The sequence below is a fragment of the Hahella ganghwensis DSM 17046 genome (genome assembly GCF_000376785.1).
Lineage (GTDB): Bacteria > Pseudomonadota > Gammaproteobacteria > Pseudomonadales > Oleiphilaceae > Hahella > Hahella ganghwensis.
Map to the genome: position 1 here is coordinate 34697 of NZ_AQXX01000135.1, position 19075 is coordinate 53771.

Genomic DNA, 19075 nt, shown 5'->3' on the forward strand with positions numbered 1-19075 from the left:
GATAGCTTCTATTGCCAAATCACTTTCTGACGGGAGGCATACCATCCCTCCATCAGAGGGTTGTACTCATCCTCAATCACATTCCGCTTCATCTTCATTGTCGGCGTCAGGAAATCGTTCTCAATAGTCCACTGATCCTTCACCACAACCATGAATTGCAACTGCTCATGTGGATCAACCGAGGCATTGATCTCATTCATTTTCGCCGTCAGATCTGCTTCCAGCTCTTTCTGGAAGGCAGGATCACTGCGTCTGGGATATGCATCTTCCGCCAGCATCACCAGACAACAGGGTTGAGGATAGTCCGCTCCAGCCACACAACTCATCTCAACTCTGGACAGGGAAACCACTTTATTTTCAATCGGCGCCGGAGCAACATACTTCCCTTTACTCGTCTTAAACAGCTCCTTGGTACGACCTGTCAGTTTAAGGCGGCCTTTTTCATCGATTTCACCACGATCGCCCGTCCTCAGCCAACCGTCGTCGGTCAGGGCTTCCCGGGTTTTCTCCTCATCCTTGTAGTAACCCATCATATTGGCCGGACTCTTGATCTGAACCTCTCCCTCACCGCTAATTCTCTGCTCAACACCTGGCATAGGTTCACCAACATACCCGACCCGGGTCCGGCCAGGCTTGGTCATATGGGAGTACGCAAAGTTTTCGGACATGCCATAGCCTTCCAGCAACTCCAGCCCAAGATTGCGATACCAGTTCAGAATATCCTGGGATAACGGCGCAGACCCGCTACCGGCAATCCTGGTGTACTGCAAACCAAGCGCAGTCAGCACCTTCTTTTTCACAATTTTGTTAAGAAGCGGAATTTTGAGCATCTTGTTCAGTTTCTTCTCCGGCATCTTCGCCAGTACACCTGCCTGGAATTTGGTCCAAAGGCGTGGCACCGAGATAAACACCGTTGGTCGGGCTCTTTGCAGATCCTGAACAAATGTGTCCAGCGCCTCTGCGAAGTAGACATGGAAGCCAATTTGCAGGGAGGTTGCCTCTACACAGAAGCGCTCAAAAACATGAGAAAGCGGCAGGTACGATAACATCCGGTCTTCGCGGCTGATTTTCAGTTCATTGATTGCCCCCTCTGCACCAACACAAAATGCGTTGAAGGAAGTCATCACCCCTTTGGGCATACCGGTCGACCCTGAAGTGTAGATAATCGTCGCCAGCTCTTCATGAGAACGCTCTGGGCTATCGGTCAACGGTGAAGTTTTATCAACGATCTCATCCCAGCCAATGTAGTCATTTGGAGGACTTAATGGATAAGAGATACAATGCATTTCGGAAGACACACCGTCCTTCATATTGTCCCAGTCATCCAGCTTACCGACAAACAGAACCTTCGTTTCACTGTGCTCAAGAATCTGTTTGACACTGTCAGCATGCAATGTCGGATACAGGGGTACAGAGACATATCCCGCCATCCAGATCGCCAGATCAGACATTATCCAGTGCGCGCAATTCTTTGACAGAATGCCAATTTTCGAGTTTTCAGGCAAACCCAGAGATTTGAGGTAGTTTGCCATGCGACGCACCTCCTGAGCTGTGCGGGCCCAGGTATACTCTTCGCAGACACCATTTCCCATAGGTTGAGTCATATAGATGTCACTTGGCCGGGATTTCTCCCAGTGATAAAGCCGTTGCAGCGGAGTCGGTATATGGGTGTGTAGCTCCATTGTGTTCTTTAGCCTTCTCTTTATTAAAATTATGGTTGTTTTTAGCGCCTGATACAGACCTCTCCCACTCTACTCCAGCGTCAGTTGCATCGGCACCATTGGGAATTTTGAGTGTGTCGTATTCCGAAACTGCTTCCTTTCGTCAGGAAGCCTCTGAGAGAGCTTCTGAAATGAAAACGCTCTCCAATTGCCTGATTACGAAAGTTTACATTGTTCGTACCAATACGTATCAGGCCTACTTCGCAAAATCAAAGCACACAAAACCAAGGGATTCAATGGAATAACGATTTAAACCCTGATTTTCCTGATCGCCGGCAAAAATCGATACTGAGGACCTCAGTTCCACCAATAATCCCGCGGAATCTATGCAGCGGATGCGGGATTAACGACACAGGTCATAGATATTGCTGCGTGCATCACTATAATGCTCCTTACCCGCATCCTTCAGACTTGGACCCATGAACAGATATCGCTGCCGAAAATGTAAGCAAGGCATTCTTAAGCCCATCATCGTAGATGATCATGAGACCGAATTGAGTGAATCATTCATCTGCAGTCGATGTCATCACAAAGCCAAGATTCCGGCTGCCATGATCGTATTCAGCCAGATGCTCAGCAGTCTTGCTGGCGGAGTGGTGACGGCTTATCTGTTCATAGAGCAGCTATCAATCCTGGTGACCTCCATTCAATTTGGTATCGATGCGAACTTGACCAAAAATATTTCTCTGCTCATCATATCGCTCCTGTTTTTACTGGGGTTCGGATATACCTTTTTCATCGGGCTTCAAGGCTTCTCCCGAAGGCAGCTTTACCTGAGTGCCGACCTCCGGGTGGATGACCACACAACCGCGCCGGAAAATACCTCCAACAGCAGTTAGAAAACCAGGCAGGCCGCAGCATCCTCTGGGATCCTCCTGCGGACATGATAAGAAATGAGGAAATTTCATGATTAAGAAAATATTTACTGCAGGCCTTCTTTTATTGGGGCTGACCGGATTTAATGTCCAGGCAGAGGAAAAATTCGTCGCGATCACCCAGATCGTTGAACACCCTGCACTGGATGCATGCCGTCAGGGTGTCCAGGATGAGCTCGCCGAACAGGGTTATGTGGTCGGTAAAAACCTTAAATGGATGTATGAAAGTGCTCAGGGCAATCCAACGACTGCCAGCCAGATCGCCAAAAAGTTTGCCGGCGAAGAGCCTGACGTCATTGTAGCAATTGCGACTCCGTCAGCCATTACCGCTGCTGCTGCTGCCCGCAACACTCCGATCGTATTCTCGGCAGTGACAGATCCGGTCGGAGCCAAGCTGGTCAAATCTTTGGATAACCCGGGCGGAAAAGTCACCGGCACCACTGATATGCTGCCCCTGGCCAAACATATGGAGTTGATCCAAAGAATTCTTCCTGGTGCGAAAAATATCGGTACCATTTACAATCCTGGCGAAGCCAACTCCGTATCCATGGTTGAACGCTTGAAGACCGAACTTCCTGACGGCATCATTCTGCACGAAGCCGCCGCGACCAAAAGTTCTGAAATCCTGAATGCGGCCAGATCACTGGTAGGCAAAGTCGACGCTATTTATCTGCAGACCGATAACACTGTGATCTCTGCCGTTGAAGCTGTGATCAAGGTTGGCGAACAAAACCAGATTCCTGTCATTGCTGCAGATACCGATACTGTTAAACGTGGCGCTATCGCAGCTTACGGATTTAACTACTATGACGTGGGCCGCCAGACAGGCGCGATCGTTTCAGAGATCTTGTCTGGTAAAACACCAAGCGAAATCCCTGTCGGCCAGGTGGAAAAGCTTGAACTTTACCTGAACCCTGGAGCAGCCAAGAGAATGGGCGTGGACTTCTCCAAGGAACTGCTTGAGGAAGCCAAGGAAATCGTAGAAAGTTAATCTTCTCCGGGCCGCCAGCAAATACTGGAAGTGTTTATCAGCGGCCCGTTTTCCTTTCTGATTGAACATTAATCCTGCATCTTCACCTCAAATCCAAAACGACATTTGGAGGATGTTTTGAGTCAAATTGCCTTTTTAGGCGCCATAGAAACCGGTCTGATATTCGCACTGGTCGCTTTCGGTGTTTTCATTTCGTTCAGAGTATTGGATTTTCCTGACCTGACAGTTGATGGCAGCTTTCCACTCGGTGCTGCTGTTTCCGCCACACTTATTGTCAGCGGCGTCAATCCTTGGCTGGCCACTCTGGCGGCAATCCTTGCTGGCGGCTGTGCTGGCTGGGTCACCGCGTGGATGAACGTCAGACTGAACATCCTGCATTTGCTCGCATCCATCCTGACCATGATTGCGCTTTATTCTGTCAATCTGCGCATCATGGGAAAACCCAATACCGCGCTTCTGGGGGAAGATACTGTATTGATGCCGTTTGAGAGCCTCGGCCTTCCCTATTACTACACGACACCCCTGGCTTTTGGCGTTGTAGTGCTGATTGTTGTCACTCTGATGTACTTGTTTCTGACGTCAGAGATTGGCCTGGGCATGAGAGCGGCTGGAGCCAATAAGAACATGGCCCGTGCCCAGGGTATCAATACCGGTGGAATGATCATGCTGGGCATGGCCATCTCCAACGGGCTGGTAGCGCTGGCCGGTGCCATGTTCGCCCAGTCTCAGGGCGCCGCAGATGTCACTATGGGAGTCGGCGTCATTGTCATCGGGCTCGCTTCCGTGATTGGAGGGGAAGCGGTGCTCCCGCCCAAAACCATACTACTGGCTTTGCTGGGCTGCATTCTCGGTTCCATCCTTTACCGGCTGGCCATTGCCGCAGCCCTGAATGCCGACTTTCTCGGTCTTCAGGCACAGGACCTCAACCTGATTACGGCAGCCCTTGTGGCCTTTGCCATTGTTCTGCCCAACGCCAAGCGTTCAGTATTCAAGAAAAGCGGGGCATTGAAATGATCAGCGTAAAAGACCTTCACGTCTGTTTTGGCCGAGGCACCCCCCTTGAGGTTCATGCTCTTAGAGGAATTGACCTCAACATCCCCCAAGGGCAGTTCGTCACAGTCATTGGCAGCAACGGTGCCGGTAAAAGTACATTATTGAACGCTATTTCTGGTGACATTCCGCCGGAAATGGGCCGTATCATCATCGGACACCAGGACGTTACCCGCTGGCCAACACACAAAAGGGCCAGATCCGTTGCACGAGTATTCCAGGACCCTAAAATGGGCACCTGCGAAACCTTGTCTTTGGAAGAAAATCTGGCACTGGGATTATCCCGTGGACTGCGTCGCGGCCTCAAGCCTGCACTGAAGTCCGGCAAAGTAAAGGAACTCAAAGAGCTCGTCGCCAGCCTGGGGCTGGGCCTGGAGAACCGTTTACACGATAAGATTGGCCTGCTTTCAGGTGGTCAGAGGCAGGCTTTGAGCCTGCTGATGGCGACCTTGCAGCCAATCGAAATTCTTCTATTGGACGAACATACTGCCGCGCTGGACCCCAAAACAGCCAATTATGTACTGAAGCTAACAGCCGAGATAGTCGAAGCCGACCAACTGACGGTGATGATGGTGACACACAGTATGCAACAGGCACTTTCTTATGGTCATCGAACTTTGATGTTGCACGAAGGGCAGATTATCTTCGATATCCATGGCGAGGAACGCGAATCCACTACCGTGACAGACCTGCTTAACCTGTTTGAGCGTAAGCGGGGCGAAGCACTTGCTGACGATGCCTTACTCCTTGGTTGATAAAAAACCAGACAGAAAGCGAAATTAGGCTAAAAATCAAATTCTTCTCCAAAGGCGGCACCAGAGCCGCCTTTTTTATATATTCCCAATGAAAATCTGCCACCCAAAATGATAGTTTTGGTCATTTATTCCCAAATTTAACAAACAACAACTAGGCAGCCCCCCTGAAGCTTAGCTATATTTAGACTTAAACGTTGTTGCAGGAAGCTTAAAGAACCAGACGCGGGCGACCGCTCCCCCTATTGGTTTCCCAAATAACGGTTTCCAAAAAGCAGAACCATATGCACAAACTTTTAAAGAAGCAGATAAAAGAACTGATACCTCAAGATGCCGACCTGAATTTACTGGCGCCATTTCTACAGGAAATAGAAAAAACCTACTGTTCGTCTGAAGGTGAACTTCAGGATCTCAAGCATCAGCTGCATAACACCAGCAACCAACTTAGCGAGCGCTTCCAGCAGCTTACCTACCACCTGGCACAAACTGAAATCACAAAGCGCGAGCTAGAACACTCCATTTCTTTGCTGAACGCCACTTTGAATGCGACCTACGATGGCATTGTGGTATTCGACGAGGATGGCAATCCAGTTACCTGGAATGAAATGTTTTTGTCCATGTTCAGCCTGGAACTTGGAAAGAATTCTCCAGACAATCGACAGATCATCAAGAACAAACTCTCAACCATCATGCGGAACCAGGACGAATTTGATCAACTCTGGGAATTTAATAAAACATATCTCGACCAGCCCAGTTATGCGGTGCTCTCAACGAAAGACGGCCGCTTTATTGAATGCAACACCAACCCCCGCTATCACCATGACCGGAATGTTGGAAGAGTCTGGAGCTTCTGCGATATCACAGAAATCCGAATCCGGGAACAGCAGGCCATCCATAAAAACTACCATGACGATCTGACCCGACTTCCCAACCGAGCTCTGATATACGATCGCATTAATCATGCAATCCAGACAGGAAGCGAAGACGATGAAGAACACGCGATATTGTTTATCGGTCTGGATGGATTCAAATACATCAATGACACTCTTGGCCTGGAAATGGGTGACAACCTGCTGATGGAAGTAGCAAAACGGCTACAGAGCGACATCCCCCCCAGATCAACACTGGCACGTTATGGCGGCGACGAATTTATTCTGTTTCTGGAAAATATCCGCAGTTCCTTCGAAGTCAGTCTTGCCGCAGAAAATATTCGCCAGATTATCGAGAAACCTTTCGAAATCAAAAACCAGACATTGCATCTGACGACATCTGTGGGCATTGCCCTGTTCCCTGCCGATGGATCCGATGCCGAGACCCTGATCAGAAAGGCCGACATGGCGATGTATCACGCCAAAAACAAGGGTCGCAACAACGTACAGTTTTTTGCCCGTGAATTGGAACTCCTGACCAGCCACCGGATGAATATTAGAAACAATCTCAAGCGAGCCATTGATAACCGGGAGTTTTACCTGCTTTACCAGCCCAAAGTGGACCTGAGAACAGGCCATACCATTGGCGTTGAAGCCCTGATCCGGTGGAAGAAATCTACCGGCCAAATCATTTCACCAATGGATTTTATTCCTGCCGCTGAGGAAAACGGATTTATTACCGAAATCGGGAATTGGGTACTGGAGGAGGCATGCCGACAGTTGAGTCAATGGTCCTCATTCAATCGCAAAGCCTTTCACGTTGCAGTGAATATCTCAGGACAGCACTTCCAAAAAAACCAGATTCTGCACACGGTTGAGGATCTGATCAGTCAATACAAGGTCGCTCCGGCAAGCCTTGAAATCGAGATTACCGAAAGCGTAATCATGAACGATATGGATGAAACCATTCTTACTCTGCAGGCGCTCCGGAAAATGGGTATCAATGCGTCAGTGGATGACTTCGGGACAGGGTATTCGTCGCTAAACTATCTGAAACGACTTCCCGTCAGCACACTCAAAATCGACAAAATATTCGTTGATGATATCGCCAAATCCCGTCGCGATCTTGCCCTCGTAGACACTATGATCAGTCTGGCTCATCACTTGAACATGACAACCGTCGCCGAAGGTGTTGAAAGCAGGGAGACACTGGATCTTCTCAGTCAATTAGGCTGCGATATCGGCCAGGGATATTACTTCAGCCAACCGGTCAGCGCAGAGGAAATCACCCGCCTGTTAACCCAGGATGTAAGCAGTGAGACAGTTTAAATCCAGGACTCGATTCCAGATTCGCACAAGCCTTTAAAAACCTGTTCCATCAGCAACCCGGGATACCGGAGCGGAAAGCCGGCAACGTGTAAGCTTCTTCCAGCTCATCAGGCGACGCAAAACTACTACTCATATAGAGCACCACGGTCTTACCCGCCAACCTTTCTTTCAACCTGTAGGCCGCCATTATCGGCGCAGCCCCCGCAGCATCCACCAATTGCCGGCAATGGAAAGCCGCCAATGCAACGCTCTCGTGCAGCTCTTCTTCGGTCAATAGGAGAAAATCTGCCAGCTTTCGGGCATATATCCCAAAAGGCTGCGCAAAAGCAGTACTGACGGCTAGCTCAGTGGCAAAAGTGCTCTGCGCCTGATCAACGATTCGCCCGTTCTGCCAGGATAGATAGGCCGCCGGAGCCCGCTCCGCCTGCACACCGATCACCCGGACTTTGGGACTGATGACGGACGTCACAGCGATAGTCGAAGAGATGCAGGTACCGTAACCCAGGCTGCCTATCATGACATCTGTATCAGGAAGCTCCTCCAGAACCTCCAGACAGGCCGTACCACAACCACTGATAAACTCATTTTCTTCCGCCGGATGTACGAAATAGTGTCCGGTTCGTGATTCGACGCCCTGAGCCAGACGCAGGGATTCCGCATCATTGCTTCCACTGATGCTGACCTCTGCCCCCGCATCTTTCAGGCGATCCAGCAACAAAGGATTTGCTCCTTTCGCAGCCACTACCCTCAAACGCATTGCAAACATGTGGGCAGCATATGCCAGAGCGACACTGTGATTTCCAGAGGCAACAGTGACAAGTTCAGTCACGCCGTTTCGACGCAACTCGGAGACGAGATTGACCGCACCGCGTATCTTCATGCTGGAGGATGGATGATGGTTTTCGTGTTTGACATAAACATCCGCACCAATCAACCGGGAGAGACTCTCGTATCTGATCAATTGGGTGGGTTTCAGGTTCCTGGCAACTGTTTGCCGTGCTTTCAGAACGTCCCTGATGTCTGCTGTAGCTTCCCGGGTCATTAGGCTATCCTAGGGTCTGTTGACGTGATTGAAACAACGGGAGGGCATTGAAACGTGAAGCTTACTCTTCATTCACCCTCAGGGCTGTGATAGCCATCAATATTGCCGAATAAACCCAAAACAAGGATGCAGAATGCTAACGACCGCACATGATTGCCTGAACAAACTGGAGGATACAGATCTTGTCATCTTCGATTGCCGTTTTGCTCTGGACCAGCCGGACAAGGGTCGACAGGAGTATCAGCGAGGGCATATTCCCGACGCCATCTATGCCGACCTCAACCAGGACCTCTCTGCTCCAGTCGTTAAAGGCGTAACTGGGCGCCACCCTCTGCCAGACTCGGAAACATGGCAAGCAACATTGGAACACTGGGGAGTCAAGCCCGACTCAAAGGTGATTGCCTATGACGACGCTGGGGGTGCATACGCCGCCAGACTCTGGTGGATGCTTAAATGGGTCGGCCATCATGACGTTGCCGTGATGGATGGAGGCTGGAACGCCTGGCTGGAAGCAGGCTATCCGGTCACAGATGACATCCCTGAAACGACAACCTCTCACTACCCCGTCAAAACCGATAACACAATGATCGTTACTGCTTCAGATCTGCTGAATCAACTCGACACTCCGAACCTGATCATGCTCGATGCCAGGGGAGAACAGCGCTTCCGTGGAGAGGTTGAGCCTATCGACCCGGTTGCCGGGCATATCCCCGGGGCCGCCTGCCATCCATTTACCAACAACCTGGATTCCGGAGGACGATTCAAGTCCGCGGAGGAGTTACGACAGGGTCTGAGATCATCACTCCCCAAAGCTATCAATAGTTCTGGTGAACAAACGAAAATTGTCTGTTATTGCGGTTCAGGTGTGACGGCTTGCAACAATATCCTGGCAGCAACTCTGGCGGGGATGCCAATGCCTTTGCTTTACGCCGGATCCTGGAGTGACTGGATAACCGATTCCAACCGTCCGATTGCCCTTGGTGATGATTGACACAGAAGCTAACAATTTGGCAATAAAAGAATATAGCCCTCTTCTTTAGGAGGGCTTTTCCTGACAATTACCAGGAGGCAGCACTGACTTCCGGCAAACATTCAAAACCGGGCCTTGCAAACAAATACCCTTGCATTAACTCAACTCCGGCCTCCTGAAGCCATGACCGTTCTTCTGGCGTTTCCACACCTTCTGCCAATGGTGTAATACCTATGTCAGAAAAAATATTCAGGCAGTTCTGAACAATCGATTGGCGAATCCTGTCTTTTTCGATACACCGAATCAGTGCCATGTCCAGCTTTACCACGTTGGTCTGAAAATCCGCCAGTAACCCGAGGCCGGAATACCCTGCCCCAAAATCATCAATGGCGGTTCTGAACCCGAGCGCGTGATAGCACTCGACGATGTTTTTCACATGTTCGCTGTCATCAATCCTTTCCACTTCGGTGAATTCAAACATAATCTTTTCTATAGGAAACCCAAACTCTCTGGCCGCATCCAGGGTTGTACGAAGACACCTCTCAGGCTGGTATATGGCATTGGGAAGAAAATTGATACTCAGAACCGAATCCAAGCCCAACTGATAAGCCAACGTGATCGCCTTTACTCTGCAAAACTGGTCAAAAACATACCGGTTACCCTCATTGACCTGCGATATGATAGAACCGGCAGACTCGCCGTTCACACCCCTTATCAGTGCTTCATAGCCAAACACTTCATGCGTCCTGCAGTTCACTATGGGCTGAAAGGCCATTGTAAAATCAAATTCCAACTGCGCATCATTCATACAATGAGCGCAGATAGTACGATTAAATTCCTTAGCTTTGTTATCCATTTCAATAACCTTATCCAGAATTGGTCTATACCCCAAAATGACGGCTTTTATGACCGCAAAGCGCTTTACCGCTACAGATACCCGCCAATCAGACTGCCACACCAGAAGCTGCCGCCTGCCCACTCTCCTTAAGAGTAGACAAGGACCGAAAACTTCGCAGACTTGAGTCGGCTCAAATACTCTGCATGAAATAAGTCTTTTATAGCCCCAATAATCTGCCCCTCAATCAAGAGGAGGGTTAACTGATTGAAATCCGGGACTTCTTTAAAGACCTTATTTTTTGATAGAGTTGACGCCCCATCGCAGAAGTCATAAAAATTTCGCGAAATCAAGGGCAACCCAACCCCTATCACAGTGAGGTGAGAATATGAAAGCAAAGTACTTATTAATTGGCCTGTGTTGTATCAGCAGCTCTGTGTTTGCAAGCTGGAAACTGAACAATGATGAATCACGTTTGAGCTTTATTTCTGTCAAAGCGACAGATGTGGCTGAAGTCCATCGTTTTGATCGTCTGGAAGGCACCATTAACGACGCTGGCGAAGCAGTACTGGAAATTGATCTGGGCAGTGTTGCCACCAACATCGATATCCGTAATGAGCGCATGAAGAAAGAGCTGTTTCAGACTGAACGCTTTCCGAAAGCCGTATATACAGTCAAGCTGGATCCTGCGTTAATCAAGCAAACAGCCTCCGGCCAGAGCATGACCGCCAATCTGAAAGGAACCCTTGAGCTGCACAATGTCAGTAAAGAGGTGACGGCAGAGGTTCTGGTCAATCGTATTTCAGACAAACAAGTGGTTGTTTCCACCCTGCAGCCACTGATCATCAACGCGGCCGATTTTGCGTTGAATGACGGTGTTAAGAAACTTCAGGAAATTGCCAAACTACCTTCCATCAGCATTGCCGTTCCAGTCAGCTTCAACCTGACATTCGATTCCGAGTAATCTGACTTTCTCCCCAATCAGTAATGATTGGGGAGATTCACTTCACTTAGTATTCATCGAATACACAGCCAGATTGAATTGCGCCAGCTCGAATAGGTTTTTCGTCGGCTGATTGACAAAGCGCAATTCCGATCAAAAAAACGGCTCGGCCATTGATTAGAGTTCCTCTTGAGTTCGGTCACAAGACCAAATCATCATTCAAACGAGGAAACAATCATGAAAAACCTGACCAGCTACTACCCGGTAATCAGCACCAATGAAGGCGAAAAACTGGTGGCCTTTTTTCAGGAAAACCTGGGCTTTGAGATCGTATTCGAATCCGACTGGTACTGGCATCTCACTATGAAAGGCCAGCCTTCAGTCAACATCGCATTTGTCCAGGCTGATCATGAGAGCGTGCCTGAGGCATATCGCCAGCCGGTACAGGGATTGATTCTCAATATCGAAATGAAGGATATTGACGCCTACTATCAACAGTGCAAGGATCAAAACTGGCAGGTGGTCCTGCCACTGAAAAGTGAGCCTTGGGGGCAACGCCATTTCATCGTGGCATCCCCGGTCTCTGGTTTACTGATTGATCTAATTGAGATTATTCCGCCCTCTGAAGAATTCAGTAAAAATTACACCAGCGATGCAGTCCCGGTTTCTTGAAGCATTATTAAAATTTTTAACAGACTCCAGCGATGAAGCGCTGGATCTGGACACCCTGGCACAGAAAACAGGTTACTCCAAGTACCATCTGTGCCGGGCGTTCCATGCAGCCACCCAGGAACCTTTACAGACCTATCTAAGACGGTTACGCCTGGCCCGCGGCGCGGAGGCCATACAGAAAGGCGCAAGAATACTGGATGTCGCCCTGGACTGCGGATACCAATCCCAAGAGGCTTTTCACCGGGCATTTTCCAGAATGTTCGGCATCACCCCCAAAGCATTGCAGAAAGGCCACCAGCACCCGAGCCTCCTGTTGAAGCAGCCTTGGCAGGAAACCTTCATGCCACCTCCCCCCCTGACCTGTCGCGACGAAATGCTTCCAGAGTTCACCCTGCACGGAATTGGGGGCATTTATAGCTACCACCAGATATGCGACATTGAGGCCCTGTGGCAGCGCTTTCACCAAAGATATTCACAGCAGGGTAACAGCTGGGGAGTCACATTAAGTTGCGACGGCGACAACAGTTCCTTTCGTTACTACGCCTCGATAAAAGCAAACTCTGTCAATGATTTGTCTGGCCTTGAAGCCATTCATATTCCCGCTCAGCATTACAAAGTATTTCGCCATCAGGGACAGGCTTCAACCATGCTACAGGCGTTTAACTACATTTGGGGCATCTGGCTTCCTGAACAGTCAAAACTGACGGTAAAAGGCGTCGATTTTGAGTATTACCCGGCCGGGTATGATCCCAACCAGGAATCCAGTTGGGTCGATATCTACATCCCGGTCGTGGCAAAGTGACGCCGCAGATTCCTCAGCCTGCAAACCTATATCACAGAAGAAAGACGATACCGACACTGGTTACGGAATCCTGGTCATACCGTCATATAACCCCGGACCTGCTCTTTATCCATAGACTCCCCTGTTCCGCTCAAAACCACATTACCCCGATCCATAACCACATAGGAGTCTGCCAGCTCATAGGCAAAGTCCAGGTATTGCTCCACCAGTACGATGGCCATTTCACCACGATCACGGAGCTGAGCAATCACTTGTTGAATATCTTTGATAATGGAAGGCTGGATACCCTCAGTGGGCTCGTCCAGCATTAACAGTTTGGGACGCGTCACCAGCGCTCTGGCAATAGCCAACTGTTGTTGTTGACCACCGGATAGATCACCTCCCCGACGCTTCAGCATGGCCTTCAACACCGGAAACAAAGTAAATATTTCATCTGGTATAAAGCGCTGGCTGCGAGGCAATGCCGCAAAACCGGTTTTGAGGTTTTCCAGTACACTGAGCTGGGAAAATATTTCTCTCCCTTGGGGAACATAAGCGATTCCCAAACGGGCACGATCACTGGCGCTCATTTTATTCAAGGAACAGCCATCCCAGTTCATACTACCACCCTGTACTGACTGATGGCCGGATAACGCTCTTAACAGAGAAGTTTTGCCAACCCCGTTTCGCCCCAATATACAGGTCACCTGCCCCGGCTCGGCGTTAATATTGACACCGTAGAGCGCCTGACTGGCACCATAATACAAATCAACGTTTTCTACCTGTAGCATGTCAGCGTCCCAAATATACTTCAATTACCTGCTCGTTCTTCTGCACCTGGTCCAGACTTCCCTCAGCCAGCACCCGGCCCTCGTGCAGCACCGTTACTTTGCACTCCAGAGCCCGCACAAAATCCATATCATGCTCAACAACCACCAGAGAGTGTTTTTTCGACACTTCCTTGAACAACTCGGCCGTTTTCTCTGTCTCCACATCGGTCATTCCAGCGGCCGGCTCATCAATAAGGAGCAGCTCAGGCTCCTGGATCAACAGCATACCGATCTCCAGCCACTGTTTCTGGCCATGGGATAATGCACCAGCCAGTTCATCAGAGCGCTGTACCAGGTCCACCAGAACCAGAATTTCGTCAATCCTTTCTTTCTGCCGTGCCCCCAGCTTATGAAATAGAGAGGCCAGAACACTTCTTCCACCGGCCAATGCTAATTCAAGATTCTCAAATACCGTCAGGGATTCAATGACGGTCGGCTTCTGGAACTTCCGCCCGACCCCCATATTGGCAATGGCGGCCTCATCATGTTGGGTCAGGTCAACCCGATTATTGAATATCACCTCTCCCTCGTCTGGACGAGTCTTCCCGGTAATCACATCCATCATGGTTGTTTTACCGGCGCCGTTGGGTCCGATAATCGCCCGCAGTTCTCCGGGACGGAGATCCAGAGAAAGACTGTTTAACGCCTTAAAACCATCGAAGCTGACGGAAACACCATTCAGATATAGTATCGATGGCTGGCTGATATGTTTTGCTTGCATAATTTGCTTGCCCTTTCCTGTTGCTCACATGGTCAGTTGGTCGAAAGTTCCACTGCTGACTTTCTGTTAGTCCCGGCATCGTCATTCTTTTCATCTTCTGGCGGTGAATGATCTCTTGCAGATGCCGCTTGCCCAGTGGCATTTTGTCCAGACGTTTCCAGGGAGGCAGCGTGTCTGCTCCGCCATTTTTCCAGGATCTGCTCCGCAAGTCCGACAACGCCACGGGGCAGATACAGTGTCGACACCACAAACAGCGCCCCCAAAAAGAACAGCCATAGCTCAGGGAAAGCGGCGGTAAAGTAGGTTTTGGCGTAGTTCACCAACACCGCCCCCACGATGGCACCATATAAAGTGCCACGCCCTCCGACGGCCACCCAGATAATGATTTCAATCGAGTTGATGGGAGAAAACTCACCCGGATTGATAATTCCCACCTGAGGGACATAGAGGGCGCCGGCGACACCAGCTAGAACAGCCGAGACAACAAAAACAAAGAGTTTGAATTTATCAACCCGGTAGCCCAGAAATCGGGTACGGGATTCTGCGTCACGCACAGAAACCATGACACGACCAAGCTTGGAGGAAACAATGTAGCGACAAAGAATATATCCAAGGACCAATGAGAGCGCTGAGGCAACAAACAACACTGCTCGTGTCGTATCTGACTGAAGATTGTACCCAAGCAGATCCTTGAAGTCGGTCAGGCCATTGTTACCACCAAACCCCATATCGTTACGGAAAAACGCCAGCATCAGAGCATAGGTCAACGCCTGAGTAATGATCGACAGGTACACCCCGGTCACTCTGGAACGAAATGCCAGCCAACCGAATACAAAGGCCAGGATACCGGGCACCAGCGCCACTATGATCATGGCAAAGAAAAAGTTGTCAAAGCCAAACCAGTACCAGGGGAGCTCCTCCCAATTCAGAAATACCATAAAGTCAGGCAGTTCCGGATGACCGTAAACGCCTCGGTCCCCGATCTGACGCATCAAGTACATTCCCATGGCGTAGCCACCCAACGCAAAGAACGCGCCATGACCAAGACTGAGAATGCCGCAGTATCCCCAGATCAGGTCAACAGCCAGCGCAAGCAGCGCATAGCACAGATACTTTCCTAACAGAGTCAGTGTATAGGTGGACACATGCAGAGCTGAGCCTTCCGGCATCATCAGGTTCAAAGCAGGTATCACAAGGGCGATGCCCAACAATACAGACAACAGATACTTGCCCGCTGTGTCGTTCATCAGGAATTGAGTTACAGGTCCCAGTTTCATCTTGTTCATTCCTCTTATTCAATCCTCTGCCGCTCTACCTTTCAGGGCAAACATTCCCCTCGGGTATTTCTGGATAAACAGAATAATGACGACCAGGACCAGAATTTTGGCCAGCACAGCGCCAGCGAAGGGCTCCATCATCTTATTGGCGATTCCCAGAGACATTGCCCCGACAAAGGTTCCGACAAGATTGCCAACACCACCGAACACCACCACCATGAAAGAATCAATGATGTAAGCCTGCCCCAAATTGGGACCAACGTTGGTCAATTGACTCAGAGCAACCCCGGCAATGCCGGCTATCCCAGACCCCAACCCAAAGGTCAGTGCATCCAGCCAACCGGTTCGAATCCCCATTGAGCTGGCCATACGTCGATTTTGAGTCACTGCCCGCATCTGCAGACCGAAAAGGGTTTTACGCAGCAACATGGCGAGCGCAAACAGCACCATCAGACTAAAGATAATGATATAGAGACGGTTATAAGTCAGAGACAGTGCCCCATTGATCTCAAGCGAACCGGACATCCAGCTGGGTGTGGACACTGACTGATTCAGTGGACTGAAAATAGTTCTGACAGCCTGCTGTAAAATGAGACTGATACCAAAGGTGGCCAACAGAGTTTCCAATGGACGACCGTATAAGTGTCGGATCACACCTCGTTCAATGATGACCCCTACCAGACCAGATACGAGAAACGCCGCCGGAACCGCCACCAACAAAGAGTAATCAATATGATTGGGCATCAATTGCTGAATCACAAATGTCGTGTAAGCTCCCAGCATAATCATTTCGCCATGGGCCATATTGATGACCCCCATAACGCCAAAGGTAATGGACAAGCCAACAGCTGCCAGCAACAGCACAGCCCCCAGACTGATGCCGAAGTAGACGTTCTCTACTCCCTTGTTAAAAGCCACAAGGTCTTCAATGGACGCAAGTGCTTCAGCCGCTGCTTTACGTACATCGCTATCCGCTTCCAGAAATGCACCGTCCCTCTCAATCAAAAAACCGGCTAGAAGGGATCTCACTTCCGGATAGAGCTCACCTTTCAATCGTCCGATAGCGTCAACTCGCTCGTGGCTACTGCCATAGCGGGCCACCAGCATGGACTCAGAGACAGCCAGCAGTTTCTTCACTGACGCACTCTCTTCTGCCTGTAACGCCTGCCTGAGTGGCTTGATATTGGACTCATCATCAGACTTCATCATCGCCCTGGCAGCATCAATCCGGGTTTCGACATTAGGTGACCGGAGCTGCAGTGACGCCAGTGTTTCGCGCAGCAGACGACGCAAGGAGTTATTAACGCTGATTTTTTTGTAATCGCGCTTACTGATATCGCTGAGCATTTCGGCAGTGAGTACGTTCTGTGCCAGATACCCGCTTTCTCCAGAGCTCAAAACGAAAAAGCTGTCAGCAGATTGCTTGCTATAGTATAGGTCGCCGCCCAGCATCCCCTTAAGAATCAACAGAACACGTTCGTCTTCAATATTGCTCAGATCAACGACCAGTTGTGCTTTTTTGGAGAAGTTTGCGGACTTCAGTTCAGCCATAGGTGCCAATAGTTCTTCGTCCGGCACCGCCGCCAGAGACTCCCTGGCGATCATAAAAGTGTTTACCGTGAGAAGTGTCATAACGGCAGTGACATGCAGTAGACGTTTGAGCCATACCGACGACATGCGCATAGCGATTCTCTTTGTGATGATGAATTGAGGGTTGTGAGTGTCTTGGCCAATCTCGGCAAAGACCTCATCCGTGAGGTCGGATTCGGGTGATCAGATCAATCAGGGCTATTGATTCGGAACAATTCAGAGCCAACGATCCTGAATCAATGATCTGAGCCAGAGATCCATGATTAGTAGTTCTGACCTGAACACTTGCCGGTTTTCACGTTATAGTTGCCGCAAGCCAGAGGCGCCGTCCAGTCAGCAGTGATATCTTTGCTGCCATCCAGAAAGTCGGACCATGCGTCGCCCATAACAGCACCAGCGGTCTGCCAGACCGTCTCGAACTGACCATCATCCTGGATCTCACCAATCAAGACCGGCTTGGTAATGTGGTGATTCGGCATCATCGTGGCAAAGCCGCCAGACAAATTCGGTACAGTAACGCCGATAATGGCATCTGAAACTTCATCCACTTCCGTTGAGCCGGCTTTCTTAACCGCTTCGACCCACATATTAAACCCAATATAGTGAGCCTCCATTGGGTCGTTGGTCACCCGATCAGCGTCTTTAATGAACGCTTTCCATGAATCAATGAAATCAGTATTGGTGTCGGAATCAACACTCATGAAGTAGTTCCAGGCTGCCAGATGCCCCACCAACGGTTTGGTATCGAGGCCGGAGAGCTCTTCTTCACCGACAGAAAACGCCACCACCGGAATATCTTCAGCGGAGATTCCCTGGTTCGCCAACTCCTTGTAGAAAGGAACATTGGCATCACCGTTAATGGTGGAAACCACTGCTGTTTTTGAACCGGCAGTACCGAATTTCTTAATATCAGACACAATACTCTGCCAGTCAGAATGACCGAAAGGTGTGTAATTGATCATGATATCCTTTTCAGCAACACCTTTGGCTTTAAGGTACGCCTCCAGAATCTTGTTGGTAGTACGGGGATAGACATAATCCGTTCCCGCCAGCACCCAGCGTTCAACCCCCACTTCATTCATCAGGTAATCGACTGCAGGAATCGCCTGCTGGTTGGGTGCTGCACCAGTGTAAAAGACGTTTTTGGAGGACTCCTCACCTTCATACTGGACAGGATAGAAAAGCAACCCGTTGAGCTCCTCAAATACCGGCAAAACAGATTTACGCGACACCGATGTCCAGCAACCGAATACGACGTCTACCTTTTCTTTCTCCAGAAGCTCTCTGGCTTTCTCCGCAAACAAAGGCCAGTTTGATGCAGGGTCTGCAACCACCGCTTCTAACTTTTTACCTAACAGGCCTCCTTTCTTGTTCTGCTCCTCAACCAGCATGAGAACAGTGTCCTTCAAAGTGGTTTCACTAATCGCCATGGTTCCGCTGAGGCTATGCAGCACGCCAACTTTAATCGTATCCGCCGCCTGCACCAGGGTCGCACCGATTGACAACGCCATTGCACTAAACCCTACCCCAATACTTTTAGTGTATTTTTTCATTTTTAAAACTCCGGTGATGGTTGTTTTGAGTGAGTTTCTCCCGCACAACAAACAGCACAGGTTATTCCATAGATTTTTTTTCCTTTAAATTTCATAGCACTAAGTCACTTCTTACGTCGCCAATGATTAAAAAGGAAGAATATTTAGCCCATTAACGCACCAGTTAGGCGCATCATTTTTTGCACCTCGCCCATTTTTAGTGCCAACCCACAACTCTTCCGCCAGAAAAAAATCCGGCTCTACACCAACAGTTCCATTTCGGTGCATAGCCATA

At 49.6% G+C, this 19075-nt stretch carries 17 protein-coding genes; 9 read left to right on the forward strand and 8 right to left on the reverse strand.

Annotated features, from left to right (window positions below):
- Positions 1-8: 8 nt before the first annotated feature.
- Complete coding sequence (locus F566_RS0123680; protein WP_245555293.1) at positions 9-1604, reverse strand: AMP-binding protein; 1596 nt, start codon at positions 1602-1604, stop codon at positions 9-11.
- A gap of 536 nt (positions 1605-2140) precedes the next feature.
- Between F566_RS0123680 and F566_RS0123685 the strand changes: the two genes are divergently transcribed.
- From F566_RS0123685 to F566_RS0123710, 5 genes are all read left to right on the forward strand, one after another.
- Positions 2141-2560: a hypothetical protein gene (locus F566_RS0123685; RefSeq protein WP_020409517.1), complete on the forward strand. Its 420-nt coding sequence runs from the start codon at positions 2141-2143 to the stop codon at positions 2558-2560.
- Between the two features lie 67 nt (positions 2561-2627).
- Positions 2628-3587 carry an ABC transporter substrate-binding protein gene (locus F566_RS0123690; RefSeq protein ID WP_020409518.1) on the forward strand — a complete coding sequence of 320 codons (960 nt, stop codon included), beginning with the start codon at positions 2628-2630 and terminating at the stop codon, positions 3585-3587.
- Between the two features lie 117 nt (positions 3588-3704).
- On the forward strand, positions 3705-4601 hold the full coding sequence (locus F566_RS0123695) for an ABC transporter permease (RefSeq protein WP_020409519.1): 897 nt from the start codon (positions 3705-3707) through the stop codon (positions 4599-4601).
- Positions 4598-5392, forward strand: coding sequence for an ABC transporter ATP-binding protein (locus F566_RS0123700; RefSeq protein ID WP_020409520.1), 795 nt, complete (start codon positions 4598-4600; stop codon positions 5390-5392). The genes F566_RS0123695 and F566_RS0123700 overlap by 4 nt, the downstream gene beginning before the upstream one ends.
- Positions 5393-5673: 281 nt before the next feature.
- The gene (locus tag F566_RS0123710) at positions 5674-7587 is read left to right on the forward strand and encodes an EAL domain-containing protein (protein WP_020409522.1); all 1914 of its coding nucleotides are present in this window, start codon (positions 5674-5676) and stop codon (positions 7585-7587) included.
- Positions 7588-7636: 49 nt separating this feature from the next.
- Here the strand turns inward: F566_RS0123710 and F566_RS0123715 are convergent, their stop codons facing one another.
- Complete coding sequence (locus F566_RS0123715; protein WP_020409523.1) at positions 7637-8629, reverse strand: threonine ammonia-lyase; 993 nt, start codon at positions 8627-8629, stop codon at positions 7637-7639.
- Between the two features lie 133 nt (positions 8630-8762).
- Here F566_RS0123715 and F566_RS0123720 point away from each other — a divergent pair, with 133 nt between their 5' ends.
- A complete protein-coding gene (locus F566_RS0123720; RefSeq protein ID WP_020409524.1) occupies positions 8763-9620 on the forward strand; it encodes a sulfurtransferase in 858 nt (285 codons plus the stop codon).
- Between the two features lie 67 nt (positions 9621-9687).
- On the opposite strand, the gene F566_RS0123725 is transcribed toward F566_RS0123720, so the two are convergent.
- Positions 9688-10557, reverse strand: coding sequence for an EAL domain-containing protein (locus tag F566_RS0123725; RefSeq protein WP_245555294.1), 870 nt, complete (start codon positions 10555-10557; stop codon positions 9688-9690).
- A gap of 265 nt (positions 10558-10822) precedes the next feature.
- On the opposite strand from F566_RS0123725, the gene F566_RS0123735 reads away from it, so the two are divergent.
- The 3 genes from F566_RS0123735 to F566_RS0123745 all read left to right on the forward strand — a co-directional run bounded on the left by F566_RS0123735 (position 10823) and on the right by F566_RS0123745 (position 12851).
- Positions 10823-11398, forward strand: a complete 576-nt coding sequence (locus F566_RS0123735; protein ID WP_020409527.1) for a YceI family protein — start codon at positions 10823-10825, stop codon at positions 11396-11398.
- A 216-nt stretch (positions 11399-11614) separates the two neighbouring features.
- On the forward strand, positions 11615-12049 hold the full coding sequence (locus F566_RS0123740; protein WP_020409528.1) for a VOC family protein: 435 nt from the start codon (positions 11615-11617) through the stop codon (positions 12047-12049).
- Positions 12030-12851 (forward strand): AraC family transcriptional regulator, encoded by an 822-nt coding sequence (locus F566_RS0123745; protein WP_020409529.1) that lies wholly within the window; start codon positions 12030-12032, stop codon positions 12849-12851. Before F566_RS0123740 ends, F566_RS0123745 begins: the two co-directional genes overlap by 20 nt.
- 74 nt (positions 12852-12925) lie before the next feature.
- Here F566_RS0123745 and urtE read toward each other — a convergent pair whose 3' ends face one another.
- The 5 genes from urtE to urtA form a co-directional block, all read right to left on the reverse strand.
- Complete coding sequence (gene urtE, locus F566_RS0123750; protein ID WP_020409530.1) at positions 12926-13621, reverse strand: urea ABC transporter ATP-binding subunit UrtE; 696 nt, start codon at positions 13619-13621, stop codon at positions 12926-12928.
- A gap of 1 nt (position 13622) precedes the next feature.
- Entirely contained in the window at positions 13623-14381 is a 759-nt protein-coding gene (gene urtD / locus F566_RS0123755; protein ID WP_020409531.1) for an urea ABC transporter ATP-binding protein UrtD, read from the reverse strand.
- Positions 14382-14413: 32 nt separating this feature from the next.
- On the reverse strand, positions 14414-15658 hold the full coding sequence (urtC, locus tag F566_RS0123760; RefSeq protein WP_020409532.1) for an urea ABC transporter permease subunit UrtC: 1245 nt from the start codon (positions 15656-15658) through the stop codon (positions 14414-14416).
- An 18-nt stretch (positions 15659-15676) separates the two neighbouring features.
- Positions 15677-17341 (reverse strand): urea ABC transporter permease subunit UrtB, encoded by a 1665-nt coding sequence (urtB, locus tag F566_RS0123765; protein ID WP_020409533.1) that lies wholly within the window; start codon positions 17339-17341, stop codon positions 15677-15679.
- 170 nt (positions 17342-17511) lie between these two features.
- Positions 17512-18801, reverse strand: a complete 1290-nt coding sequence (gene urtA, locus F566_RS0123770; RefSeq protein WP_020409534.1) for an urea ABC transporter substrate-binding protein — start codon at positions 18799-18801, stop codon at positions 17512-17514.
- Positions 18802-19075: the final 274 nt, after the last annotated feature.

Coding starts and splice junctions, on each gene's coding strand:
- F566_RS0123680 (WP_245555293.1), bottom strand. CDS start 1,604: ATGACTCAACCTATGGGAAATGGTGTCTGCGAAGAGTATACCTGGGCC.
- F566_RS0123685 (WP_020409517.1), top strand. CDS start 2,141: ATGAACAGATATCGCTGCCGAAAATGTAAGCAAGGCATTCTTAAGCCC.
- F566_RS0123690 (WP_020409518.1), top strand. CDS start 2,628: ATGATTAAGAAAATATTTACTGCAGGCCTTCTTTTATTGGGGCTGACC.
- F566_RS0123700 (WP_020409520.1), top strand. CDS start 4,598: ATGATCAGCGTAAAAGACCTTCACGTCTGTTTTGGCCGAGGCACCCCC.
- F566_RS0123710 (WP_020409522.1), top strand. CDS start 5,674: ATGCACAAACTTTTAAAGAAGCAGATAAAAGAACTGATACCTCAAGAT.
- F566_RS0123715 (WP_020409523.1), bottom strand. CDS start 8,629: ATGACCCGGGAAGCTACAGCAGACATCAGGGACGTTCTGAAAGCACGG.
- F566_RS0123720 (WP_020409524.1), top strand. CDS start 8,763: ATGCTAACGACCGCACATGATTGCCTGAACAAACTGGAGGATACAGAT.
- F566_RS0123735 (WP_020409527.1), top strand. CDS start 10,823: ATGAAAGCAAAGTACTTATTAATTGGCCTGTGTTGTATCAGCAGCTCT.
- F566_RS0123740 (WP_020409528.1), top strand. CDS start 11,615: ATGAAAAACCTGACCAGCTACTACCCGGTAATCAGCACCAATGAAGGC.
- F566_RS0123745 (WP_020409529.1), top strand. CDS start 12,030: ATGCAGTCCCGGTTTCTTGAAGCATTATTAAAATTTTTAACAGACTCC.
- urtE (WP_020409530.1), bottom strand. CDS start 13,621: ATGCTACAGGTAGAAAACGTTGATTTGTATTATGGTGCCAGTCAGGCG.
- urtD (WP_020409531.1), bottom strand. CDS start 14,381: ATGCAAGCAAAACATATCAGCCAGCCATCGATACTATATCTGAATGGT.
- urtC (WP_020409532.1), bottom strand. CDS start 15,658: ATGAAACTGGGACCTGTAACTCAATTCCTGATGAACGACACAGCGGGC.
- urtB (WP_020409533.1), bottom strand. CDS start 17,341: ATGCGCATGTCGTCGGTATGGCTCAAACGTCTACTGCATGTCACTGCC.
- urtA (WP_020409534.1), bottom strand. CDS start 18,801: ATGAAAAAATACACTAAAAGTATTGGGGTAGGGTTTAGTGCAATGGCG.